This is a genomic window from Micromonospora sp. NPDC048871 (assembly GCF_043198155.1).
Lineage (GTDB): Bacteria > Actinomycetota > Actinomycetes > Mycobacteriales > Micromonosporaceae > Micromonospora.
In genome coordinates this window covers 32,624-57,110 of sequence record NZ_JBICUM010000019.1, presented here as the reverse complement: position 1 = coordinate 57,110, position 24,487 = coordinate 32,624, and the positions used below count along the sequence as shown (strand labels likewise).

At 71.1% G+C, this 24,487-nt stretch carries 19 protein-coding genes and 1 tRNA gene; 12 read left to right on the top strand and 8 right to left on the bottom strand.

Features of this window, described 5'->3' with window-relative positions; genetic code table 11:
* Positions 1-141 precede the first annotated feature (141 nt).
* The 4 genes from ACGFIK_RS26465 (at position 142) to ACGFIK_RS26450 (ending at position 8,202) form a co-directional block, all read left to right on the top strand.
* The gene (locus ACGFIK_RS26465) at positions 142-1,803 is read left to right on the top strand and encodes a substrate-binding and VWA domain-containing protein (RefSeq protein WP_393341938.1); all 1,662 of its coding nucleotides are present in this window, start codon (positions 142-144) and stop codon (positions 1,801-1,803) included.
* Positions 1,800-6,185 (top strand): alpha-(1->3)-arabinofuranosyltransferase family protein, encoded by a 4,386-nt coding sequence (locus ACGFIK_RS26460; protein ID WP_393341935.1) that lies wholly within the window; start codon positions 1,800-1,802, stop codon positions 6,183-6,185. Before ACGFIK_RS26465 ends, ACGFIK_RS26460 begins: the two co-directional genes overlap by 4 nt.
* Positions 6,182-7,003: a class I SAM-dependent methyltransferase gene (locus tag ACGFIK_RS26455; protein WP_393341932.1), complete on the top strand. Its 822-nt coding sequence runs from the start codon at positions 6,182-6,184 to the stop codon at positions 7,001-7,003. Before ACGFIK_RS26460 ends, ACGFIK_RS26455 begins: the two co-directional genes overlap by 4 nt.
* 68 nt (positions 7,004-7,071) lie before the next feature.
* On the top strand, positions 7,072-8,202 hold the full coding sequence (locus ACGFIK_RS26450; protein ID WP_327023678.1) for a DUF3068 domain-containing protein: 1,131 nt from the start codon (positions 7,072-7,074) through the stop codon (positions 8,200-8,202).
* A 66-nt stretch (positions 8,203-8,268) separates the two neighbouring features.
* Here ACGFIK_RS26450 and ACGFIK_RS26445 read toward each other — a convergent pair whose 3' ends face one another.
* On the bottom strand, positions 8,269-9,939 hold the full coding sequence (locus ACGFIK_RS26445) for a DUF885 domain-containing protein (protein WP_327023679.1): 1,671 nt from the start codon (positions 9,937-9,939) through the stop codon (positions 8,269-8,271).
* Between the two features lie 80 nt (positions 9,940-10,019).
* The gene (locus tag ACGFIK_RS26440; RefSeq protein WP_327023680.1) at positions 10,020-10,619 is read right to left on the bottom strand and encodes a Uma2 family endonuclease; all 600 of its coding nucleotides are present in this window, start codon (positions 10,617-10,619) and stop codon (positions 10,020-10,022) included.
* Between the two features lie 124 nt (positions 10,620-10,743).
* Between ACGFIK_RS26440 and ACGFIK_RS26435 the strand changes: the two genes are divergently transcribed.
* Positions 10,744-11,724: a DMT family transporter gene (locus tag ACGFIK_RS26435; RefSeq protein ID WP_327023681.1), complete on the top strand. Its 981-nt coding sequence runs from the start codon at positions 10,744-10,746 to the stop codon at positions 11,722-11,724.
* An 87-nt stretch (positions 11,725-11,811) separates the two neighbouring features.
* Here ACGFIK_RS26435 and ACGFIK_RS26430 read toward each other — a convergent pair whose 3' ends face one another.
* From ACGFIK_RS26430 to ACGFIK_RS26420, 3 genes are all read right to left on the bottom strand, one after another.
* Positions 11,812-12,870, bottom strand: coding sequence for a PHP domain-containing protein (locus ACGFIK_RS26430; RefSeq protein ID WP_327023682.1), 1,059 nt, complete (start codon positions 12,868-12,870; stop codon positions 11,812-11,814).
* Between the two features lie 79 nt (positions 12,871-12,949).
* Positions 12,950-15,850 carry a glycosyl hydrolase gene (locus ACGFIK_RS26425; protein WP_327023683.1) on the bottom strand — a complete coding sequence of 967 codons (2,901 nt, stop codon included), beginning with the start codon at positions 15,848-15,850 and terminating at the stop codon, positions 12,950-12,952.
* Positions 15,851-16,039: 189 nt separating this feature from the next.
* On the bottom strand, positions 16,040-16,753 hold the full coding sequence (locus ACGFIK_RS26420) for a M23 family metallopeptidase (protein WP_393341928.1): 714 nt from the start codon (positions 16,751-16,753) through the stop codon (positions 16,040-16,042).
* Between the two features lie 102 nt (positions 16,754-16,855).
* Here ACGFIK_RS26420 and ACGFIK_RS26415 point away from each other — a divergent pair, with 102 nt between their 5' ends.
* The 4 genes from ACGFIK_RS26415 (at position 16,856) to ACGFIK_RS26400 (ending at position 18,792) form a co-directional block, all read left to right on the top strand.
* Positions 16,856-17,197, top strand: a complete 342-nt coding sequence (locus tag ACGFIK_RS26415) for a hypothetical protein (protein WP_357530591.1) — start codon at positions 16,856-16,858, stop codon at positions 17,195-17,197.
* 87 nt (positions 17,198-17,284) lie between these two features.
* On the top strand, positions 17,285-17,452 hold the full coding sequence (locus tag ACGFIK_RS26410) for a hypothetical protein (protein WP_327023686.1): 168 nt from the start codon (positions 17,285-17,287) through the stop codon (positions 17,450-17,452).
* Positions 17,453-17,579: 127 nt separating this feature from the next.
* Entirely contained in the window at positions 17,580-18,107 is a 528-nt protein-coding gene (locus ACGFIK_RS26405; protein ID WP_327023687.1) for a tRNA adenosine deaminase-associated protein, read from the top strand.
* 241 nt (positions 18,108-18,348) lie between these two features.
* On the top strand, positions 18,349-18,792 hold the full coding sequence (locus tag ACGFIK_RS26400; protein ID WP_327027372.1) for a nucleoside deaminase: 444 nt from the start codon (positions 18,349-18,351) through the stop codon (positions 18,790-18,792).
* Between the two features lie 23 nt (positions 18,793-18,815).
* On the opposite strand, the gene ACGFIK_RS26395 is transcribed toward ACGFIK_RS26400, so the two are convergent.
* From ACGFIK_RS26395 to deoD, 3 genes are all read right to left on the bottom strand, one after another.
* On the bottom strand, positions 18,816-19,271 hold the full coding sequence (locus tag ACGFIK_RS26395) for a thioesterase family protein (RefSeq protein WP_327023688.1): 456 nt from the start codon (positions 19,269-19,271) through the stop codon (positions 18,816-18,818).
* Positions 19,268-19,906, bottom strand: coding sequence for a TetR/AcrR family transcriptional regulator (locus ACGFIK_RS26390; RefSeq protein ID WP_327023689.1), 639 nt, complete (start codon positions 19,904-19,906; stop codon positions 19,268-19,270). The genes ACGFIK_RS26395 and ACGFIK_RS26390 overlap by 4 nt, the downstream gene beginning before the upstream one ends.
* Positions 19,907-20,097: 191 nt before the next feature.
* Positions 20,098-20,805: a purine-nucleoside phosphorylase gene (deoD, locus tag ACGFIK_RS26385; RefSeq protein ID WP_013736384.1), complete on the bottom strand. Its 708-nt coding sequence runs from the start codon at positions 20,803-20,805 to the stop codon at positions 20,098-20,100.
* 75 nt (positions 20,806-20,880) lie between these two features.
* Between deoD and ACGFIK_RS26380 the strand changes: the two genes are divergently transcribed.
* From ACGFIK_RS26380 to ACGFIK_RS26370, 3 genes are all read left to right on the top strand, one after another.
* Positions 20,881-20,967: transfer RNA gene (locus tag ACGFIK_RS26380), tRNA-Ser, on the top strand.
* A gap of 167 nt (positions 20,968-21,134) precedes the next feature.
* Positions 21,135-22,796, top strand: coding sequence for a hypothetical protein (locus ACGFIK_RS26375; RefSeq protein WP_327023690.1), 1,662 nt, complete (start codon positions 21,135-21,137; stop codon positions 22,794-22,796).
* A gap of 68 nt (positions 22,797-22,864) precedes the next feature.
* On the top strand, positions 22,865-24,478 hold the full coding sequence (locus ACGFIK_RS26370) for an FG-GAP-like repeat-containing protein (RefSeq protein ID WP_327023691.1): 1,614 nt from the start codon (positions 22,865-22,867) through the stop codon (positions 24,476-24,478).
* Positions 24,479-24,487 lie beyond the last annotated feature (9 nt).

Below are 24,487 nucleotides of genomic sequence, written 5' to 3'. Positions count from 1 at the left end.
TTGCCGAGGCGGACAAACCTTGGCAAGGTTTGCAGCGCAACAGCGTGCGATGCTCGCCTGCCCGGTGCGGTGAACCCGTCGCGACGCCTGTGACCTGCGATGGCGTGTCGTCCGCAGGGGTGACGAGGAGGTGAGGCGGCGGTGGAGGCCGACCGTCGCGCGCCCACGCGCGCCCTGTCCCACCGCTCCCCGGTGGTGCTGCTCAGTGCCGCCCTGGCGGTGCTGCTGGCCGGCTGGGCGGCGGTGGCGTACGTGCGCGCCGACCGGGGCACGCCGACCTGCGTCGAACAGGTACGGCTGCGGGTGGCCGCCGCCCCGGTGATCGCGCCCGCGCTGGACCGGGTGGCCCGGGCCAACACCGGCAACCAGCCGTGCGTCTCCGTCGAGGTGCAGGTGCGGCCCTCGGCGGAGGTGATCCGGGAACTAGCCGAGGGTGGCGAGGTGGCCGACGCCTGGCTGCCGGAGTCGACCTTCTGGCTGCGGCGGGCCCGGGCCGCCGGTGCCTTCGAGGTTCCCGCCGCAGGCACCTCGGTGGCCAGCACCCCGGTGGTGCTGGCGGTGACCGACCGGGTGGCCGGTCGTTCCGGCTGGCCGGCCAAGCCGCTGACCTGGAAATCCCTGCTCGGTGCCGAGCGTACGGTCGGGCTGCCCGACCCGGCGGCCGACCCCGCCGGGGTCGGCGCCCTGCTGGGGGTACGGATGCTGGCCGACGAGAACGGCGACTCGGCGGCGACTTGGACGGCCACCCTGCGGCGCCTGGCCACCGACACCTTCAGCCCCGCCGAGCAGACCAGTTTCCTGAATCCCGGCCGGGACCTGCCGGGCGGGGTGGACATGGTCGCCGCCACTGAGCAGGCGGTGCTCGAACACAACGCGTTGACCACCTCCGGCAAGAAGCTGGTCGCCGCGTACCCGGAGATCGCCGTTCCCTGGCTCGACCTGCCGTACGTGGTGCTGCCCTCCGCCGAGGGGCGGGCGCGGGACGCCGCGGCCGGGTTCCTGGCCGAACTGCTCAACAGCACCGCCCGGGAGATGCTCCTCGGGCACGGCTTCCGGACCGCCTCGGGTTTCCCGCCGGCCCTGCCGAGCGACGACCGGCTGGCCGCGGAGGAACGTCGACCGGTGCCGCTGCCGGACGAGGAGACCGTCACCGAGGTGCTGACCGGTTGGAGCGGGGTGCAGCGCAGTGCCCGGATCCTCACCCTGCTGGACGTCTCCGGCTCGATGGCGGCCCAGGTGCCCGGCGGGGGCACCCGGCTCGAGGCGACCGTCCGTGCCGCCGAGGCGGGTGCGGCCCTGTTGCTGGACAACACCGAACTGGGTGTCTGGGCCTTCGCCACCAGGCTCGACGGTGAACGGGACCATCGGGAGATCCTGCCGGTGGCGCCGCTGGGCGCCCAGCGCGAACGGTTGGCCGAGGCCCTGGACACCGTCCGGGCCAAGCCCCAGGGCGGCACCGGGCTGTACGACAGCACCCTGGCCGCGTACCGCGAGGCCCGGCGGCACTGGACTCCCGGGCGGATCAACCTGGTGCTGGTGATGACGGACGGCCGCAACGAGGACGACGACAGCATCGGCCGGGCCGCCCTCCTGGCCGAACTGAAGCGGATGCAGGAACCCCGCCGCCCACTGCCGATCATCTTCATCGGGCTGGGCGAAGAGATCGATCCCGAGGAGTTGAAGGCGATCGCGAAGGTCACCGGCGGGCGGGTCTTCGTCACCGCCCAGCCCAGCGGCATGCGCCGCATCTTCTTCTCCGCCCTGGCCGACCTGAGCTGCCTGCCGCCGGAGTGCCGCCGATGAGCCGGCTGCCGGCACCCTCGGTGAGCAGGCTGGTGGCTCGGCTACGCCGCTCGCCCGGCACGGTGTTGTCGCTGCTGCTGCTCACCGCGATCGCCTTCGCGCAGCGGCCCGGTCAGGTCACCTTCGACACCAAGATCGACCTGGCCGCGAACCCGATCCACTTCATGGCCCGGGCCCTGCACCTGTGGAACCCGGAGGCCACCGCCGGGGAACTGCAGAACCAGGCGTACGGCTACCTGTTCCCGATGGGGCCGTTCTTCGCCGTCGGTCAGCTGCTGGGGGTGCCACCCTGGATCACCCAGCGACTGTGGACGGCGTTGCTGCTCGCCGCCGCCTTCTACGGGCTGCTGCGCCTGGCCCGGGTGATGAACATCGGCACCGAACCGACCCGGTACGCGGCGGCCCTCGGCTACGCCCTGGCTCCCCGTATTCTCACCGAGATCGGCGCGCTCTCCTCGGAGAGCCTCTCCGCCGCGATGCTGCCCTGGGTGCTGCTGCCGCTGGTGGCCGTACGCCGGATCGGTTCACCCCGCCGGGCCGCCGCGCTGTCCGCGCTGGCCGTGCTCGGCATGGGTGGGATCAACGCGGCCGTGGTGCTGATGGCCCTGGTGCTGCCCGGTATCTGGCTGCTCACCCGACGCTGGGACGCCGCACACCGGCGGCTGGTCGCCTGGTGGTGCGTCTGCGTGCTCGGAGTGTGCCTGTGGTGGATCGTGCCGCTGCTGCTGCTCGGCCAGTACAGCCTGCCCTTCCTGGACTTCATCGAGTCCTCTACCACCACCACGGCGGTGGCCTCGCTGTTCCAGGCGGTACGCGGCACCAACCAGTGGGTCGCGTACATCGTGCAGGGCGAGCCGTGGTGGCCGGCCGGGTGGCTGCTGATCGACCACCCGGTGTTGATGGCCCTCACCGCGGTGGTCGCGTTGATCGGGCTGGCCGGGCTGGCCGGCAACCTGCTGCCGCAGCGCCGGTTCCTGGTGGCCGGTTTCCTCACCGGGCTGACCCTGCTCACCATCGGTTACGTCGGTGCCCTGGACAGCCCGGTCTCCGAGGTGGTCCGAGGGCTGCTGGACGGGCCGCTGGCCCCGCTGCGCAACGTGCACAAGCTGGACCCGGTGCTGCGGCTGCCGCTGATGCTCGGGTTCGCCCACGGCGTCGACGCGGTGGTCACCCGGATGCATCACTCGCCGGCCCGACGCCGGCCCGGTCTGCGGCTGCGCCCGCTGATGTTCGTACCGGTGCTGCTGCTCGTGCTGGGGGCCGCCGCACCGGCCTGGCTGGGGCAGCTGCGTCCCGGCCCGGGTTGGGCGGACCTGCCCCCGCACTGGCGGTCCGCGGCCACCTGGCTGGCCGATCGGGACGCGCTGGCCCGCACCCTGATGGTGCCCGGCGCCGGGTTCGGCCAGTACGAGTGGGGGCGTACGGTCGACGAACCCCTGCAGGCCCTGGCCGGTGCGCCGTGGGCGGTCCGGCACCAGATCCCGCTCGGCTCGGCCGGTAACACCCGGATGATGGACACCGTCGAGGAGGTGCTGGCCAGCGGCCGTGGCTCCGCCGGGCTGGCCGACCTGCTGGCCCGCTCCGGATTCCGGCATCTGCTGCTGCGCAACGACCTGGACCGGACCCAGGTGGACGCCCCGCCGGTGGCGGTGCTGCGTCGGGCCCTGGCCGAGTCGCCCGGCATCACCCGGGTAGCCACCTTCGGCAGCACCGAGGTCCTGTCCCGGATGATCAACAGCCCGGTCGACGAGGGCACCCCGGTCCTACCGGCGATCGAGGTGTACGAGGTCGACCCGCCGGTGCCGGTGGCCTCGGCGGTGCTCACCGCCGACGTGCCCACCGTCAGCGGGGGCCCGGAGTCCCTGCTGCCCCTGCTGGAGCAGGGGGTGGTGGAACGGGACCGGCCGGTGGTGCTGGCCGGTGACCGGGAGCAGACACCGGAGGCGACCGGTGACACCTGGATCGTCACCGACGGCCTGCGCCGCCGGGAACGCGACATCGGCCGGGTAGGGAACAACCTCTCCCAGACCTTGACCGCTAACGAGGAGGGACGACAGGGCCGGGTCGCCCTGGACCTGCTGCCCTTCGCCGGTGAGCAGCATCAGACCACGGCGACCTACCAGGGGGTACGCGAGGTGTCCGCCTCCTCGGCGGTGAGTTTCGTGGACACCCTGGGCCCCGCCGACCCCTCCCGCCTGCCCTTCGCGGCCATCGACGGCCAGTCGCACACCGCCTGGCACTCGGCGCCGCTGAGCGGGCCGATCGGGCAGTGGCTCCAGGTCGACCTGGACACCCCCCGCCAGGTGGAGAACGTACGCCTGGAGTTCGTCACCGACCTGGCCGTGGGCTGGCCGGTGACCAAGTTCCGGCTCACCACCGACCGGGGTTCGGTGGATCACGAGGTGGCCCCGGTGCTGGGCGGTCACACGTACTACACCCTGCCCGGCCCGACCAGCCGGGTGCGGGTCACCGTGCTGGCGGTGGCCGAGGGACGCCTGGACGGTGCCGTGGGCATCCGGGAGCTGACCATCGCAGACACCGAGCCGCGGCGGGTGCTGCGCACCCCCACGGACCTGCCGCAGAATCCGGCCGCGCCTCTGAGCTGGGTGTTCAGCCGGGGCCCGGCCGACCGCCCGGCGTGCCACCTGACCGAGGCGGCGGAGGCGGACCGGATCGTCCCGGTCGGGTCGGTGAGCAGGCCACCGGTGCGGGCCGCCGACACGGTGATCCGCTGCGACCGGTTCCTGGCCCGGGTCGGTGAGGAACCGCTGGGAGTGGACCGGATCTTCCGCAACCCGGCCGCCGGCACGTACCGGATGGCGTTGCAGGCGATGCCCCGTCCGGGCGGCGAGCTGAAGCTCTCCGGGGTGGGCGTGACGGCCGGCGCCTCCTCCCGGTTGGCCGGCGACCCCGCCGTGACGCCGTACGCGGCTATCGACGGCGACCCCGGTACTGCCTGGCTGGCCGACACCGGTGACCTGCGCCCGACCCTGCGGCTGAGCTGGTCGGGCCCGCGCCGGATCGACGAACTGCGGCTACGGGCCGCGCAACTGCCGATCGGCTCCCTGCCCGACGAGGTGGAAATCCACACCCCCGGGCGGGAGGTGGTGGTGCCGGTCAGCCCCGACGGGACGGTGACCTTCCCGGCGGTACGCACCGACCGGATCGAGATCGTGGTGCGCTCGACCGAACTGCGGATCGCCGACCAACGGGGCAACGGCTGGCCCGCCACGGCCGGGATCGCCGAGGTGGAGATCCCCGCCCTGGCGAAGCTGCTGAAGCCGATCGACGCCGAGACCCGGGTGGTAGAACGGTGTGGTGACGGACCGACCGTCGAGCTGGACGGCCAGCGCTACGCCACCTCGGTCAGCGCCCGGTTCGGCGACGTGCTGGCGGGTCGACCGGTGCCGCTGCGGATCTGCGGGGCGGGCGGCGCGGTGCTGGACCTGCCGGCCGGTGGGCACCGGCTGGCGACCTCCCCCTCGAAGGGGTTCCTGGTCCAGTCCGCGAGCCTGCAACCGGTGCTCGACCCGACCTCGCCTGCCGGCGACGACTCGGGTTCGCCGGAAGTCGACGGGCCCCGGCATCGGGCCGTGACCGTGCTGGACTGGGCGCCGACGGATCGTCGGATCCGGGTCGCCGGTGGGGAGTCGGCGCTGCTGGTGGTGCCGGAGAACGCCAACCCGGGCTGGCAGGCCACCCTCGACGGTGCGCCGCTGACCGCCACCCGGGTCGACGGGTGGCAGCAGGCCTGGGTCCTGCCGGCCGGTGCCGGAGGTGAGGTCAGGCTGATCTTCGCCCCGGACCGGGCGTACCGGGGAGCCCTGCTGATCGGTGCCCTGACGGCCGTGGGGGTGCTGCTGCTGGCCGCCTGGCCGGTGCGCCGCCGGCTGGCGGTCGGCACCGAGGCGCGGGCTGCGGTGGACGGTGGCCCGGCGGGGGTGATCCCCCCGGAGGCACCCGCCTGGCTGATCGGTGGCCTGCTGGTGGTGCTGCTCGCCGCCCTGGGCGGGGTGTTGCCGGTGGCGATCGTGCTGGCCGCGATGGTGCTGCGGCAACTGGCCGTACGGGCCCTGCCGGTGGTGGTGCTGGGCGGGCTGACGGCGGCCACGGTGATCTCGGTGACCGGCCGGGTGCAGGGTCACGGACAGGCGTGGGCCTACAGCTCCTGGGTGCAGGCGGCGATGCTGGTGGCGATCGGTGCGGTGGTCGCGGCGGTGATGCCCGCACCCGGCGTACCGGCCGACCTGCCAGTCCCACATGATGTGACGCCGGGCACATCCGGCGAGCTGACGACGGCCCCCGAGGCCAGGACTGATGGTGAGGCCGGGACTGACGGTGCGGTCAGGGCCGATGGTGAGGACGGGACGGTGACGCGGTGACGGCTACTGACGATCGGGCGCGGCGGGCGGCGCGGCGTCGCTTCGCCACCCTGCGCCGGTCGGTGACCCTGTTCCGGGCCTTCCTGGTCGAGCAGACCGACCCGGACCACTTCTACGGCCTGCTCGCCGACGACTCGGTGCGCCAGGTGGAGGGCTACACGGAGCTGGCCGGCCGGACCGTGCTGGACGTGGGCGGTGGGCCGGGATACTTCGCGGCGGCCTTCCGCGCGGCCGGGGCCTACTACGTCGGGCTGGACCCGGACGTGGGGGACTTCTCCGCGGCCGGGGAGTCTGTGGCCGGGATGCTGCGGGGCAGCGGGACGGCTCTGCCGGTACGCACCGGCAGCGTGGACGTGGCCTTCTCCTCCAACGTGGTGGAACATGTCGCCGAACCGCCCCGGATGCTCGACGAGATGGTCCGGGTCACCCGGCCCGGCGGGTTGATCTTCGTGTCGTACACCCCGTGGTTTTCGCCGTGGGGCGGGCATGAGACCGCCCCCTGGCACTACCTCGGCGGCGACCGGGCCCGGCGTCGGTACGAACGCCGCACCGGACGGCCGCCGAAGAACCGGTTCCGGGAGACCCTGTTCCCGGTGTCGATCGCGGAAACCCTGGGCTGGGCGCGGGGCAACGGCGAGATCGAGATGGTCGATGCGTTACCTCGCTATCACCCCTGGTGGGCGCGCTGGGTGATCCGGGTGCCCGGTGTCCGGGAGGTGGTGGCCTGGAATTTCGTCCTGGTGTTGCGCCGCCGCACCGAGCATCAGCCCGACACGGTGCAGAAATCAGAGCTGACCGGGGGTCGCGTTGCTATGTGACCAAGTAGTAACCTCGCGGCCATCCCACTGATTGACACCGACGAAATTCGCTCCTCTGGGGAGGAAACATGAAGCACCGCGCCGTGGGTGCCGTGCTGTTCGGCGGGGGCGTTCTGCTCCTGGCGTTGGCCGCCGGACTGGTGTTCGTCGTCAAACCGGCGATGACCAAACTGCCCTACGACCTGGAGCCCTCCACCTCGGTCGCCGAGGCCAAGGGGGCGACCTTCCTCCAGATCACCAATGGCGCGGTCGCCATCAACCAGGCCGACCTGAAGTCCACCATCCTGGTCACCCCGGACCGCGACAAGACCGCCGCGCTCAGCGGTGACCTCGCCGGTGACACCGTGGTGTGGCGGGTCGGGCAGACCGTCGACCGGACCGACACCAAGGAACTGATCAGCGCGTACGGCGCGGAGCTGGCCCTGGACCGGGTCTCCGGTGCGGCCGTGGAGTGGAACGACCAGTTCCTCGACGACAGCGGCGCCCCGGAGAAGGTCTCCTTCGCCGGGCAGGTCTACAAGTTCCCGTTCAACGCGGAGCAGGAGAACCACGAGGTCTTCGACCGCGACCTGCGGCAGACCCGGATGGCCGAGTTCAAGGGCACCGAGGAGATCGAGGGCCTGGAGACCTACCGGTACGAGCAGGTCATCAGCGACGAGAAGCTGCCCCTGCCCGCCGAGCGGATCGCCCTGCTGCTGGGCGCCCTGGCCCCGGGTGCCACCTCCGGCGACATCGTCTACAGCAACACCCGTACGGTCTGGGTCGACCCGGTGACCGGCTCCTACATCAAGGTGCGGGAGCAGCAGAAGAAGACCCTGATGCCGAACGCGGGCAGCCCGGTGACCCTGCTGGACGCGGACTTCCTCTACAACGAGGAGACCGTCACGGCCTCGGCCGACCGGGCCAAGTCCAGCCGGGGTCAGCTGACGATCCTGGGGGTCTGGGCCCCGCTCGGCCTGGTCGTGCTGGGTCTGGCGCTGATCGTGGCCGCCCTGCTGCTCTCCCGGCGGCCCGCCCCGGCGGCCGTGACCACCCGGCGCCACCGGGCGGACTCGCCCCCGACCCGGGTGGACCAGCCGCCGGTACGCGAGGGGGGTCCGCTGACCGACGAGATCCCGCCGGCCTCGACCAACTGGCGTTCCGACGACCCCACCGTGCCGATTCAGCGCGGCAACCAGGGCGAGTCGGAGCGGCACTGACCCGCCGGGCACGGCAACGGTGAAGGGGTGGACCCGCCCGGGTCCACCCCTTCACCGTGTCTGGACTCAGAACCGGGCCAACGCCCGGCGCAGCGGGTCCAGCCCGAGGGCACCCAGGTCGAGGGCCTGCCGGTGGAACTCACGCAGGTCGAAGTCCGCGCCCTTGCGGGTCTTGGCCTCGTCGCGGGCCTGCAGCCAGATCCGCTCACCCACCTTGTACGAGGGGGCCTGCCCCGGCCAGCCCAGGTAGCGGTTCAACTCGAAGCGCAGCTGCTCGTCCGGCACCCGGCAGTGCGCCCGCAGGAACTCCCAGCCCAGCTCGGGGGTCCAGCGTTCCCCGGGGTGGAAGTCGAAGGGGTTGTCCTTCGGGATCTCCAACTCCAGATGCATTCCGATGTCGACGATCACCCGGGCCGCCCGGAAGGCCTGCCCGTCCAACATGCCGAGCTTGTCACCCGGATCCTCCAGGTAGCCAAGCTCGTCCATCAGCCGCTCGGCGTACAGGGCCCAGCCCTCACCGTGCCCGGAGACCCAGCAGAGCAGTCGCTGCCAGCGGTTGAGCAGCCCGGCCCGCACGGCGGTCTGGCCGACCTGGAGATGGTGACCGGGTACCCCCTCGTGGTAGACCGTGGTCACCTCACGCCAGGTGGAGAAGTCCGTGACACCCGGCGGCACCGCCCACCACATCTGGCCCGGCCGGCTGAAATCCTCGCTGGGACCGGTGTAGTAGATGGCCCCGTCACTGGTCGGCGCGATCATGCATTCGATGCGGCGTACCTGCTCGGGGATGTCGAAGTGGGTGCCGTTGAGATCGCTGATCGCCTGGTCGGCGAGCTGCTGCATCCAGTCCCGGAAGGCCTCCTTGCCCACGATGGTCCGGGCCGGATCGGCGTCCAACGCCCGGACCGCCTCCTCGATGGTGGCGCCGGGGGTGAGGATCTGCCCGGCCACCGTCCGCATGTCGGCCTCCAGGCGGGCCAGCTCGGAGAACCCCCAGGCGTACGTCTCGTCGAGGTCGATCCGGGCACCGAGGAAGTACTGCGAGGCCAGCTCGTACCGCTCCCGCCCGGCGGCCTGCTTCTCCCGCCCTCGCGGAGCCAGCTCGGTACGCAGGAACTGCCCGAACTCCGCCGTGGCCGCAGTGGCCGCCGCCGCACCCCGACGCAGGTCGGCGTCGAGGGTGCCCTCGGCGCCCAGGCGCTCGACCAGCCCGTGGAAGACGTTGTCCCCCTCCGGATCCACCCAGGCGTCGCACTGCTTGGCCACCTCGATCAACTGGGCCTGCGAGCTGATTTTGCCGGCCGCCGCCGCCTCACGCAGAGTCGTCTTGTAGCCCTCCAGCGCACCGGCGAAGTGGTTCAACCGGGCGGCGATGTTGGCCTGCGCCTGCGTACCCGCGGTGGGCATCAGGTCGAAGACCATTCGGGTGTGGTGCAGCCCGCTGGTGATGACGTTGACCTCGCTGGTCGTCTCGCCGGCCTGGTAACGGGCCAGGTCCAGACCCAGCCGCTCCTGCATCGCCTCCCGGGCGATGCGCTCGCCCTCGGTGTCCGGCTCGGTGGCGTCCAGGTCGGCCAGGGTGCGGCGGGTCAAGTCGGCCTGAGCGGCGTACCCGTCCGGCGACAGGTCATCCAACCGGTCGTCGTAGCCGGAGATGCCGACGTAGGTGGCGCCGGTCGGGCTCAGCGCGGCCCACTCGGCAACATAACGGTTGGCGATATCGTCGATTCGTCCCACGCCCGCGACCCTACGCGAGACGGCCGGGCGGAGGCTGCCGCCTTTCGCGGACCTTGCCCACCGGGCGTGGCGGCCGAGGGTCAGGGCAGCAGGTCGGCCGGATCGAAGTCGATCGGGAACGGCTCGTCGGCACGCAGCCGGTCGCCGCTGACCGCCTTGGCCACTGTGTCGTAACCGCCGAACTTGCCGAGGGTGAACAACTCCACCGCAGCGTGCCGCAGTCGGCGGGAGATCTCCACCCGCATGAAGTACGGCACCCGCCCCTGAGCGCAGCGCATCGGTTTGTCGACGAAGTCCTGCCGACGGCTGCCGGGCGAGACGAACTCGACCGCCATGGTGCACAGGTGAACCGGAATCCAGCGATCCTCCTCGTCGGTCTTGGGCAGCGCATGCAGGACGGTGACGTCCGGCTGGATCCACCGTTGCGGCGAGAAGGTCAGGTTCACCTGACCGAACACGTAGAAGCCGTGGGCGTTGGCAGCAGGCTTGAGAAGATGGGCGAGCTCGATCTCGCCGTAGCTGTTCGTGCCGACCTCGGCGGGCGTCATGACCAACCTCCCGTCGATGCACTCGTAGCGTGCATCGGGTAGCTCAGGCAGGGGGAGGTAGCGCTCGGCGAGCTGGGTCGTCCACATTCCGTCGAGGTCGACGAGTGGGTCGAAGCGCATCGGCATCGCCATCGGGGAAACACCTCCTCGGCAGGTCAACGCAGTACCAATGTAGGTGGTTTCTGTGGCGCGCGACACGGCAGCCGAAAAGCCCAGGACAACGCCGTGTTTCCGGGGCAGAGTGTCAGGGGTGACCATGGACTTCACCCCTGACAAGCCGGCCTTGCGGAGCTGGCTGCCCGGATTCGTCGCCCTCGCCGCCATCTGGGGTTCCAGCTTTCTGTTCATCAAGGTCGGCGTGGCGGAACTGCACCCCCTGCACCTCACCCTCTACCGGGTCGGGGCCGGTGCGCTGACCCTGCTGGTGGTGCTCGCCCTGCTGCGGGACCGACTGCCCCGGGATCCGCGGGTGTGGGGCCACCTCTCCGTGATCGGCGCCCTCGGGGTGGCTGTGCCGTTCACCCTGTTCGGCTACGGCGAGCAGCGGATCGAGTCGTTGCTCGCCGGCATCTGGAACGCCACCACTCCGCTCGTGGTGCTGCCGATGGCGGTGCTGGTGTTCCGTACCGAGCGGTTGACCGTCCGCAATGCCGTCGGGTTGGCGCTCGGCTTCGCCGGTGTGCTCGTGGTGCTCGGCGTCTGGCAGGGCGTCGGGGGCGCCCACCTGGTCGGTCAGCTGATGTGTTTCGGGGCGGCGGCCTGCTACGGCCTGGCTATTCCGTACCAGAAGAAGTTCGTCGCGGGCAGCAAGCTGTCCGGGTTGTCGCTGTCGGCCGCGCAGTTGGTGCTCGCCACGGCCCAACTCGCCATCGTGGCGCCGCTGGTGGCCGGCGCACCGCCCGCACCGACCAGTCTGTCGCCGAGTGTGGTCGTCGCCGTGCTGGTGCTGGGCGCGATCGGTACCGGCCTGGCCTTCGTCATCAACCTGCGCAACATCCGGATCGTGGGTGCCACCACGGCCGCCATGGTGACCTACCTGATTCCGGTCTTCGCCATCGTGATCGGTGTGCTTGTGCTCAGCGAGCGGCTCACCTGGCATCAGCCGGTCGGTGCGCTGATCGTGTTGCTAGGGGTGGCTGTGTCGCAGGGGCTGATCGGCCGCCGCCGACCCGTCGCGCGCCCTTCCGACGCAGTGGCCGCCGGGACGACCCCGGCCGCGGAGCTGGCGACCCGCTGACCACCAGCGACTGGTGCCGGCGCCGTTTCGGCGTAATGGCGGTGACGCGGCGCTGCGGATACCGCCATTACGGCGATACGGAGTGGATCAATGGGTCCAGGTGATCAGGTTGTCGGCGGTCCAGGTGTTGATGACTCGGTCGGTGGGGACTCCGCAGAGGGCTGCCCGTTCACAGCCGAAGCGTTGCCAGTCGAGTTGGCCCGGGGCGTGTGCGTCGGTGTCGATGGCGAACAGGCAGCCGGCTTCCAGGGCGCGGCGGATCAGCCGCTTCGGCGGATCCTGTCGCTCCGGGCGGGAGTTGATTTCCACGGCGGTGCGGTGTTCGACGCAGGCGGCGAAGACCGCGTCGGCGTCGAAGTCGCTCTCCGGGCGGGTACGGGCCCGGTGCCCTCGATCCCCGGGGCCGGTCACCCCGGCCGGGCGGGAGGAGACCATCCGGCCGGTGCAGTGTCCGAGGATGTCCAGGTGGGGGTTGGCGATCGCGGTCAGCATCCGACGGGTCATCTTCGCCCGGTCGTCGCTGAGGCCACTGTGTACGGAGCCGACCACCACATCCAGCCGGGCCAGCAGTTCCTCCTCCTGATCCAGGGAGCCGTCGGCCAGGATGTCCACCTCGATGCCGGTGAGGATCCGGAATCCCTCCGGCAACGCCTCGTTGAGTTGCGCCACATGGTCGAGCTGTCGACGTAGCCGATCCGCAGTCAGGCCCCGGGCCACCTTGAGTCGGGGGGAGTGGTCGGTCAGCACCAGGTACTCGTGGCCCAGTTCGACCGCGGCCAGGGCCATCTCCTCGATCGGGGAGCCACCGTCGGACCAGTCGGAGTGGGTGTGGCAGTCGCCGCGCAGCGCGGCCCGCAGCCGGGTGGCCTCGGCGTCCAGGTCGGTGCCCTCGGTGGCTAGCAGCCGCCGCAGGTAGACCGGTTCCTCGCCGGCCAGGGACTCGGCCACACAGCGGGCGGTGACGTCTCCCACCCCGGCCAGCTCGGTGAGCTTGCCGGTGCGGGCCCGCTGGGCCACCTCCTGCGTGGGCAGGGCGGCCAGGGCATTCGCCGCCGACCGGAAGGCCCGGACCCGGTAGGTGGCCTCGTTCGCCCGCTCCAGCAGAAAGGCGATCCGACGCAGGTCGGCGATGGGATCACGGGTCATGTTCTGCAACCTACGCGCCCGCGCCGCCGGTCGGGAGACGACCGGCGGCGCGGAGTAGGTGGGACCGGGGCCACCGGGATCAGCTGTACGGCAGCCGGATCAGCGAGCGGTTGCCGATCCCCAGGGTGGTGGGGTTGGTGCCGATGGCGGACCAGACCTCCACCCGTACGGTGCCGCCGCGCAGGTTGCCCAGCGAACCGGTGCTGGAATGCAGCCCGGCGGCCTGGGTGTAGTTCTCCCAACCGGAGACCGGGTCGGTGGCGAAGTAGCGGTAGGTCTCCACCCGGTCCCAACTTCCGTCGCCGGTCAGGTCGTACGAGATGCGGGTCTGCACCCCGTTGCCGACCGCCGCACCGGCGTCCAGGAGGAGGTCGAACCCGGTCTGCCCGCCGTTGTGGTTGAGGTTGAGCCCGGTCGCGGTGAACACCAGCGGGTTGCGCGGGGTGCCGTCGTAGTTGGCGCCGCCGGCACTGATAACGGTGGTCGTGCCGGCGTTACCCGCCGCGCCCAGGCCGCCGCCGGACAGCAGGTACCGCACCGGCGAGCTGGAGGGACCGGTGGGGGTCGGGGTAGGCGTCGGAGTCGGAGTGCGCGTCGGGGTTGGGGTCGGGGTCGGTGGGGGTGTGCCGCCACCTGCGCTGCCGCCGCTCCAGGTGTGTGCGCCGCTGGTGGCGGTCCGCCCCGGTGCCACGGTCAGTTGGGTCCCGTCGGAGAACCGTACGGTCAGTTCAGTGTTGGAGATGTTGCTGGCCACGTAGGTCCGGGCGCCGTTGCGGTTGAAGACGGCGGCCAGGGGATGGCTGGCGGTGACTCCGGTGTCCACCCGGCCCAGGGCGGCCAGGTTGCGTATCCAGTGGAAGGTGTGCGCCCGGCTCTCCCCCTCCTCCGGGGGGTAGCCGGGGTTGGCCCGCAGCTTGGCCAGGGCGGCGTCCGGGTCGCCCAGGGCCAGGTGCTGCCAGTGCAGGTCCTGCCAGATGGTCGGCTCACCGCCGTTGTTGCGGACCAGTTCGGCGTACTTCTGGGCGTTGTCGTCGGGGTGGTAGCCCAGGTAGAGATGCCCGCCGGTGATCGGCAGCAGGTTGATGCCCTGGATCATCTCCGGTTCGGCGCTGAACCAGGTGGCGTACGCCCCGCCGTCTCCCCAGACCATGCCGACGTTGTTGTGGCCGAAGGCGGCGGGGAAGTTCTCGCCGCTGACGTCGAACCAGTACTCGTGGATGGCCGCCGCCTGGGTGGTGTAGATGAAAATCCCGGCATCGCGTACGGCGGTGTTGCCGGTGGCCTGTCCCCACTGGATCAGGGCGTTGGCGAAGTTCATCCCCTCCGAGGAGGACTCCTGGTTGTTGCCGCTGGCGAACGCCCCGTGCCCGGAGGCCCAGTCGTGCCCGGCGTAGATGTCGAAGTCCCGCAGGTACGGGAAGCGGCTGTCGGTGCGGTCGTAGTTGTTGGCGTCCCGGATCAGCAGGTCGATCATGCCGCCGTACTGGTCCTGGCGGGCCCAGGTCGGGTCGAACTTGGCCAGCGTGGCGGCGGCGGCGATGTAGTAGCCGTAGTGGAAGTGGTGGTCGTTGAGTTCCTGGTCGGAGCCGTACGAGCCGGGGTAGCCGATCAGGGTGCCCCAGCGCTGGTCGTAGTAGAACAGCCGCTCGGTCTCGCCGGGCGAGGCGGTGAGCCAGTCGGTCAGGGTGGCCCGGATGGCGTTCAGCGCGGCCGTACGGGTCTCGGTGTCGCCGACCTGGTCGGCGATCTCGGCGATCCGGGCCGCCCGGCCCAGTCCCTTGCCGGTCCAGTAGGTGTCCCCACCCCGCTGGTCCATCGGGTTGCTCCGTACGGCCGCCAGGTGTTGCCGCAGGGTGGTCAGGTCGGCCCCGGCCCCGGTGGCGACGGCGGGCACCTCCGGCAGTACCCCGTGGAAGCGCATCGAGGTGCGGAACTCGGAGACCCCGGTCAGCACCTTCATCCGGCCCCGGGCCGAGGGGTAGGTCTGGGTGATCGGGGTGGCCCCGGTCAGCGCCTTCCACTGGTGCGGGTAGAGGCTGACGACCGTACGGGTCTCGGTGCCCTCCCGGGGGGTGGTGGTGAAGGCGTACCGGGTCTCCACCTGGCTGCTGGACTGCTGGTAGCTGTAGGACACCCGGGTGCCGGTGACGTGCGCGTGCGCGTACCGGCCGTAGGTGGTGGCCAGTTGGGTCCGGGTGGTGGCGTCCGTGCCGGCCGGCAGCAGGGCCAGGGAGAAGTAGCCCCGACCGGCCAGGTTGGAGCTGATCCGGCCGCCGCTGACCGTCCAGGTGGCCCCGGTCGGCGCGTACCCGACGTAGTCGTGGCCGCGCACGGTGAAGCCGATGGTGGCGCCGCTGTTGGACCAGACCGTCGGGCTGCCGCCGGTCACGTTGATCACCGCGTCTCCGCCGGTGCTGCGGAAGTAGGTGAAGGGCAGGCCGTGGCCGATGGTGGCCCGCAGGGTGCGTGACCCGTCGCTCCAGTACGGGGTGACCGTCCAGTCCGTCCAGTCGTCGACCAGCACGTTCGGGGCGCCCAACCCGGCCACCCCGACCCGGAGGTCCTCGACGTAGGGGTACTTGAACTCGCCGACCCCGGTGGCGGTGCCGGTGATGGTGGGGGTGGAGGTCGCGGAGAAGCCGAGCCCGTCGGTGACCGGTTGGTAGGCCAGCGGGTGGGCGTGCAGGGGCTCACTGAAGGTGCAGTTGAGGCGCTTCCACAGCAGGGAGGACCACCAGTCGTTGGTCGGCACCGGCCCGGCTGGTGCGGAGCTGGTGGCGTACTGCCGGGGGTTGGTGGTGAGGTTTCCGCAGCCGCTGGGGAGCGGTCCGACCGGGGTGGTGGTGTAGCTGCCGGCGCCGACCGGCGCGGCCTGGGCGGCGGGGGCGGCGATGACGGCCAGCCCGCCGAGGACGAGGGCCGCGGCGGCACCGGCGGCCAGGAGTCGATGGTGGGTACGGCGTGGGACGGGAGGTCGCATCTTTCCTCCAGCGCGCCCCTCCGACCGATGTCGGCGGCGCGTTTCGTCGTCATTGTGAGTTAAGTGCTGTCAGAGAGCGCTCTCTGAGTCATTAGCGGGACGGTAGTTCACGAATGAGACATCCGTCAATGTTGCGAGGTGATGACGTGCGAATGACGCGGGACGGGACCTGCGGCCTCCGCCCGGGCCTCAGCGCCCCGGTGGTTTCGCCGGACAGCCGTTGCGGCGGTGCCAGGCGGCCACCTCGGCCGCCGGTGCGCGGTTGCCGCCCTTGCGCCACGAGTCGAGGTACGGCGCCGGCCAGATCACCCCTCGACGGATCCACCAGCCGTCCTCACCCAGGCATGGCGGCGAGATGCCGAAGTGCAGATGGCAGACGTTGTTGGCGTTGCCGGTCCGACCCACCGTGCCGAGTTGCTGACCGGCCCGCACCCGTACGCCCGGCTCGATGCCCTCGGCGATCTCGGTCAGGTGCGAACCGTAGTACCGCACCCCGTCGTCGCCGAGCACGGACACCGAAAGGCCCCCGTTGTACGGGCCCTGGGGGCCCCGTCTGTCGTACCGGTCTCGGCGGCTGACCTCGCCGATGGTGCCGTCGGTGACCGCCACGACCGGCTCCCCGCAGTCGGCGAAGATGTCCGTCCCCGGGTACCCGGAGTGGGTCGGGTGGTAGTCCGCCTTCCGGGCGCGTACCGGAAAGACGTGCGGCAGCCGGTCCCGGCCCGGCGTGGGGGTGACAGCAGCCGTCGGGGTGGCCACGGCCGTCGGGTCCTCGCTCGGGGCGGACCAGGTGGGCGCGGGGCCGGTCGCGCAGCCGGCGGCCAGCATCGGCACGAGCAGCAGCGCCGCGTACGGCAGACGTCGTCCGGTCAGCGCAACCACCCGGCCATCCTGACAGACCATCTGCCCCTGGGCCCGACCGCGTACGCCCGCCAGGGGCGTCGGCGGCGACCGGGCCGGTACGGTGGCAGTACCACCGACCCAGCGTGGCAGGAGTGGCCAGCCATGATGCCGTACAGCCCGTCGGGCCTCTTCCCCGCCGGGCGCCGCCCGCGTCCCACCTACCGCGAACCGCACCCGGTCAGCGGAGCCGCCGTCGCCGCCGGCGCCACCGGCACGGCCGCCTGGTTGGTCATCTTCGGGCTGCTCGGCCGCGACCTGGCCGGGTACGCCTGGTGGACCCTGCTGGCCGGAGCCCTGGCCTGGCTGGCGGCCCTGGTGCTGGTCCGGTACGGCGACCGGGGGGTGGCCACCGGCATCGCCATCGTCACCGCCGGAGGGTGGAGCATCGCCGCAGCCGCGGTGGCCGCCCGATGGTGGATCGGTGGTGATTGGCCCCTCTGGTGATTCCTGTCGACATCGACTGCGTTGCGTCGTCGTGCAGGCACTGAAACCCATCTTGACTGGGCCGCCGGGACTCGGCACTCTCCCGGTATGGCCTGGACCACTCCGCGGCTCGATCCGGATCGCAGCCGCCGCCGGATGCAACTGCTCGCGCAGTTGGCGGACGCCCGCGCGTTACGCGAACGCGAACGGCCACAGCGGGTGCGGACCGAGCGGCTGCGCGAACTGATCGCCACCCGCCGTCGGCTGGCCGGCTGAGCGGGGCAGATACTTCCCCAGGAATGCCGACCCTTCGGGGCGTTGACCGCTCTCCTGCCGATCCGACCGGCTAACGTGCACGCGTAACGGCTGGCGTGAGCTGTGCCAAGGGCTACTTGGGGGGAACGTGTCGTACTTCGCTGCGGCCGTGGTGCGCGAGAAGGGTGGCTGGACGGCCGCCGAGTTGAGTCTGCGGGGTGCCACCGACGTCGACGAGGTCGCCGAGCGACTGCGCGATGTCGGTCCGGACGCCGACCTGTCGCTGCTGTTCGTCGAGGCGGACGACACCTACCTGGTCATCCTGCGCCTGGACGAGGGCGAGGACCTGCGCATCTTCGGCTCGGACTCGGCCTTCGCCGAGGAGTCCCGGCTGGGTGCCCTGCTGATCGGTGACCTCAACGCCTCGGTCACCGGTCTGGAGGAGGCCGAGGAAGCACCTGCGCCGACGACCACGGACGACGACAACGAGCAGCCCGCCCTGGACCCGGAGGCGGACCCGGTGGGTGAGGCCGACCTGTTGGCCGACCTGGGCATTCCCGCGCAGCAGTTGCTGGCCCTCTGCGCCCACGAGGGGATGATGCCGGCCGACGTCACCGCCGAGGTCTGCCAGGTGCTGGGCTGCGTCGACGACGTAGAGGAACTGCGTGAGGTCTGATCCAGTCGGCGGAGCGCTGCCGGGTGGTGTGGGATCTGCCGGCGGGTCGTCGCTGGGTAGCGCCGGATCCGCTGGCGCGCCGATGGGCGGTGGGGAACCGGCGGACGCGACCGATCCGGCGTTGGAGACGGTCCGGGCCGGGCAGCCCACCCCCGGTGCGGTCGGCCGGGTGGGGCCGGGCGCGCACGAGGGCCTGGCCGATCCGGGCGGCATCGGCCGCCGGCAGCGCCACGAACTCTGGATGCGCCGGGCCCTGGAGATCGCGGTGACCGGTCCGGAGGTCTCCGACCCCTCCCGGCAGGCCGACGACGTGCCGGTGGGTGCGGTGCTCTACGGCCCGGACGGGGACGAGCTGGCGATCGGCCGCAACGAGCGGGAACTGACCGGAGACCCGACCGCCCACGCCGAGGTGCTGGCGCTGCGGCGGGGGGCCGAACGGCTGGGCCGCTGGCGGCTGGAGGGCTGCACCCTGGTGGTCACCCTGGAACCCTGCACCATGTGCGCGGGGGCCCTGGTGCTGTCCCGGGTGTCCACCGTGGTCTTCGGGGCCTGGGAACCGAAGACCGGCGCCGCCGGCTCCCTCTGGGACGTCCTGCGCGACCGCCGCCTCAACCACCGCCCGGAGGTGTACGGCGGGGTCCTGGCCACCGAGACCGGCACCCTGATGCGCGCCTTCTTCCGCTGAGGCTGCTGCCGTTGGTGCTTCTGTCAGGCGGGGCGGAGCAGGGCGCCGGCGATGCCTCGGGCGTGATCCGTCCAGGGGGCCGGGCGCAGGGTGGCCGGGTCCAGCCGGACGACAGCCCGCCGCCCCTCGGCGTACTCCGTCGTGCCGTCGAGGGAGTGGAACCGGAAGCCGTAGACGGCGCTGCTGGTGCCGAGGTCTTCCACCCAGAAGTGCACCCCGACCGGGCCGGTGCCGGTGATCGGGGCCCGGTAGCTGATCGCGAACTCGCGGACCGCGTGGAACACGTCCGGGGTGGTGGCCTTCCCGTTGCGCAAGGCCACCCCGTTGGCGGACCAGTACGCCGTCAGCGCCCGCTCCAGCAGCAGCGCGTACCGGGCGTTGTGCAGGATGCCCATGGCGTCCAGGTCGTCGAAGTGCACCATGGCGTGCTCGACATGGCCGTACTCGACGGCGGTGGGCTCGGCGACGACGTTGCTCATGGGGTGCCTTCCGGTAGCAGGGTGGGATCGGGGCACAGGCCCCGCAGCCGGTCCAGCACACTTCGGCGGGCGTGCCGGTAGGTGCTGTCCGGGTCGAAGAGTCGGGAGCGCATCGCGGCGGCGATCCCGAAGGAGTCGATCTCGTACGCCAGCAGGGCCACATCCACCTCGGCCGGGAGTTCGCCCAGCTCGACCGCCTCGCGGACGAGTCGCTCCAGGAAGGCGGTCCAGTCGGCGAGGACCGTGGCCAGCCGGTCGTGGACCGCACCCGGCCGGGCGTTGAACTCGAACTCGGCCGTGCCGAAGAAGCAGCCTCCGGGCAGCACCCGGGTGGCGTAGAAGTCGATCCGGGCCTCGTGCAGGGCGTGGAGGCGGCGTACCCCTCCGGGGGCGCGCAGGGCCGGGCCGATGATCAGCTCCTGCCACTGGGCCACCGCCCGGTCGATGGTGGCCAGCTGGAGGGCCTCCTTGGAGCGCCAGTGCGCGAAGATCCCGGACTTGCTAACCCCGAGGGAGTCGGCGAGATGCCCGAGCGACAGCCCGTCCAGGCCGTTCTCACTGGCCAGCACGACGGCGGCGTCCAGCACTGCGCTGCGGGTGCGCTCACCCCGGGCCAGCCGGCCGTCAACGGTCATACCGTGACCCTACACAATCCGACCGACCGGTCGTACTTATTTTTTCGTCGAGTGCTTCGCCGTTTCGGCGTAGTGACGGTGACGCGGCAGCACGGATACCGCCATTACGGCGATATGGAGTGGATCAAGCTGGTGCGCGAAGCGTCCCGCCACCGACTAGCGGTGACGGGACGCCGACGGGTGCCGCCAGGTCAGGCGACGATGGTGTCCAGGGCAATCTCGACCATCTGGCTGAAGGTCTGCTCCCGCTCCTGGGAGGTGGTCTTCTCGCCGGTCTTGATGTGGTCGCTGACGGTCAGCAGGGTCAACGAACGAGCCTTGAACCGGGCCGCGATCGTGTAGAGCGCGGCGGACTCCATCTCCACCGCCAGCACCCCGTAGTCGGCCAGCCGGTCGTAGAGGTCCGGCCGGTCCGTGTAGAAGGCGTCCGCCGCCAGGATCGGCCCGACCCGCATCGCGATGCCGCGCCGCTCGGCCACCTCCACCGAGGTACGCAGCAGCCCGAAATCGGCCACCGGGGCGTAGTCGATCAGCCCGTCGAACCGCACCCGGTTCATGTTCGAATCCGTCGAGGACCCGATCGCCGCGATCACGTCCCGCAGCTGAAGATCCTCGGACAGGGCGCCACAGGAGCCGACCCGGATCAGGGACTTCACGCCGTACTCGTTGACCAGCTCGTGGGCGTAGATCGAGGCCGAGGGCATCCCCATCCCGGACCCCTGCACGGAGACCTCGACCCCGTTCCAACGGCCGGTGAAGCCCAGCATCCCCCGGACCGTCGAGTAGCAGTTCGCCCCTTCGAGGTAGGTCTCCGCGATCCACTTGGCCCGCAGGGGGTCACCCGGCATCAGGACCCGCTCGGCGATCTCGCCCGGCTTCGCGCCGATGTGCGTACTCATGCCAGTGATCCTGCCAGGCCGGGCGGCCGGGGACCGGTTCGGCGTCCGAACCGGGAGTCCTGTAGCCTACTCGGCGGTGGCGTGTCCGAGTGGCCTAAGGAGCACGCCTCGAAAGCGTGTGAGGGTTTACGCCCTCCGCGGGTTCAAATCCCGCCGCCACCGCTCGTGAAGTGCGAGAACGCCCGGTCGATCCGCGAGGATCGTACCGGGCGTTCTGCTGTCTGCCCCGGTTCTGGCGGTGTAGGCCCCGATGTCTGGCCGTACAGACATGGCTTCCGATCTACGTGTCCCTATGCTGTGAGAGCTACTTACGGGATGCGGGGGTTTCGATGCGACGCAGGCTTGCCGGGCTGACGGTTCTGACGATGGTGGCGGCCGGGTTGGCGGTGAGTGCTCCCGCCCAGGCGGCCGACGAGTTCCGGACCATCACCCGGGATGGTCTGACCATGCAGTTCCACCGGGTGGCGAAGGCGGTCACGCCGGTGAAGGGGACCGGGGCGACCCGTTCCGACTTCGACGGCGACGGGGTCGACGACATCGCGGCCTCGGCCAGCTGGCTCACCCACAGCCTGCCGCGCTATCCGACCGGCGTGGTGGTGGTGCGCTACTCGTCCGCGCCGCACGTCGACTACTTCATCGGCACCGGGGTGGACAACATCTCCAGCTTCGGCATCGCGCTGGTGGCCGGCGACTTCAACGGTGACGGCTACGACGACCTGGCGATCGGTGACGCCGACGAGGCCGACACCAGGAAGAACAATGCGCATGGTGGCGGTGTCTGGATCATTCCCGGCAGTCGCACGGGCCTGGTGCTGGACTCGACCAAGCACTTCAACCAGAGTTCCCCCGGGGTGCCCGGCGAGTCGGAGAACCGGGATGCGTTCGGCGCCTCGCTGGCGGCCGGTGACATCAACGGCGACGGCCGGGACGACCTGGCGATCGGGGCCTTCAAGGAGGCGATCGGCAGCGTCCAGGAGGCCGGTGCGGTCACCATCCTGTACGGCGGTAGTGGCGGCCTGACCGGCACCGGGGCCCAGCAACTGCACCAGAACCAGGCGGCGGTGCCCGGTTCGGCGGAGCGCCGCGACCATTTTGGCATGTCGCTGGCCATCGGCAAGGTCAACAACAACAAGTACGCCGACCTGGTCATCGGCGCGCCGCATGAGAACGACGGCAGCGGTGCCAATGGCAGCGGCATGGTCACCCTGATGTGGGGTTCGGCCAGCGGGGTGAAGCTCAGTGGGGCCACCTCGGTCACCGGCGCGGGGGTGTACAAGGCGACCGGACGCAAGGACACCATCGCCTGGTATCTGGGCATGTCGCTGGCGATCGGTGACGTGAACGGTGACGGGCTGGGCGAGGTGATCGCCGGGGCACCGAACGCGCAGACCCCGCACCTCGACGGTGGTCTGATCGCCGTCTTCACCGGTCGTACCGGCGGGGCGGGGCTGTCCGGCAAGGCCGTGAAGATCATTACCCAGCGTACGGCCGGGGTGCCGGGTTCACCGGAGAGCGGTGACCGGTTCGGCGCGACCCTGGCGGCCGGTGACGTGACCGGCGACGGCCGGGCGGACGTGCTGGTCGGCGCCCACACCGAGGCGATCGGTACGAAGGACGAGGCGGGCATGATCACCCTGCTCAAGGGTTCCTCGTCCGGGCTGACCGGCACCGGCGCGCAGGGGTTCGACCAGAACCACTCCGTCGTTCCGGGTGGGGCCGAGCGCGGCGACCGGTTCGGCGGATCGCTGGCGCTGCTGAACCTCAACGGCAAGGGCCCGCTGGACGCTCTCGTGGGGTCGACCAGGGAGGAGGTCGCCGGGGACATTCCCGGCTATCCCTCCGCGACGTTGTCCCGGTTCCACGGTTCCTCCAGCGGGATCGTCGCGCAGTCCGGTTCGTGGAGCGGGCGCGCCCTGAACACCGATCGTCTGGAACTGCTGGAGTACGGCCAGCGGATCGCCGGGCCGCAGAGCAGCGGACCGTGGTACTGAACAGAGGGACGCGGATGCGGCGCAGGCTTGCCGGAGTGTCGGTGTTGATGGTTGCGGCGAGCCTGCTGGTGAGCCCTCCCGCACGGGCGGCGGCAGAGGAGTTCCGGACCATCACCCGGGAGGGTGTGATCCTCCAGTACCACCGGGTGCCGAAGCAGGTCACGCCGGTGAAGGGGACCGGGCCGACCCGGTCCGACTTCGACGGCGACGGGGTCGATGACGTCGCGGTGGCCAGCGACTTGTCGCAGACCGGACTGCCGCATTACACGACCGGGGTCGTGGTGGTGCGCTACTCGTCCGCACCGCACGTCGACTACTTCGCGGGTGTACTTCCGCCGAGCGGTGGCTGTGGCTGCTTCGGCATGGCGGTGGTGGCCGGTGACTTCAACAGTGACGGCTACGACGACCTGGTCATCGGCGACTCCGAGGAGGTGGATCCGGGGAACAAGGCCCGCGCCGGTGGGGTGTGGGTGATCCCGGGCAGCCGCAATGGCCTGGTGGTCGACTCGGTGCGGCATTTCAACCAGAGCAGCCCCGGGGTGCCCGGTGCGGCCGAGAACCATGACTCGTTCGGTGCCGCCCTGGCGGCCGGTGACATCAACGGCGACGGCCGGGACGACCTGGCGATCGGGGCGTACGGCGAGTCGATCGGCAAGGTCAAGGAGGCTGGTGCGGTCACCATCCTGTACGGCGGGGCGGGTGGCCTGCGGACCACCGGCGCTCAGCAACTGCACCAGAACCTCGCCGCGGTGCCGGGTTCCGCGGAGCGCGAAGACCGCTTCGGCTGGACCCTGGCGATCGGCAAGGTGAACAACAACAAGTACGCCGACCTGGTCATCGGCGCTCCGCTGGAGAACGACCGCCAGACCTGGACCGGCACCGGCATGGTGACCCTGATGTGGGGCTCGGCCAACGGGGTGAAGCTCAGCGGCGCCACCTCGGTCACCGGCGCGGGGGTCTACAAGGCGACCGGCCGCGAGGACACCATCGCCTGGTACCTGGGCATGTCGCTGGCGATCGGCGACGTCAACGGCGACGGGTTGGGCGAGGTCATCGCCGGAGCATCCGGTGCCCAGACCCCGCACCTCAACGGCGGACTGATCGCGGTCTTCACCGGCCGTACCGGCGGCGCAGGGCTGTCCGGCAAAGCCGTGAAGATCATTACCCAGCGTACGGCCGGGGTCCCCGGCAGCCCCGAGCAGGAGGACCGGTTCGGTGCGACCCTGGCGGTCGGCGATGTGACCGGCGACGGTCGGGCCGACGTGCTGGTCGGCGTACCGGGGGAGTCCATCGGTAAGAAGAAGCAGGCGGGCACGGTCGCTCTGCTGAAGGGTTCCGCGTCCGGGCTGACCGGCAAGGGCGCCCAGGGGTTCGACCAGGATCATTCCGTGGTGCCGGGCGGCGCCGAGCGTGGCGACCTGTTCGGCGGCGAGGTGGCCATTCTCAACCTCGACGGCAAGGGTCCGCTGGATGCCCTGGTGGCTTCGCCGGGTGAGGAAGTCGCCGGTGATCAAGTGGGATACCCTTCCGGCACGTTGTCGCGGTTCCACGGTGCCTCGGGCGGTCTCGTGCCGCAGGCGGGCTCCTGGAGCGGCATGTCCCTGCGCACCGACCAGCTCTGGCCGGAAAGGTTCGGCGCGCGGATCGCCGGCCCGGTCAGTGGTGGCCCGCGATACTTCTGATCACCTGAA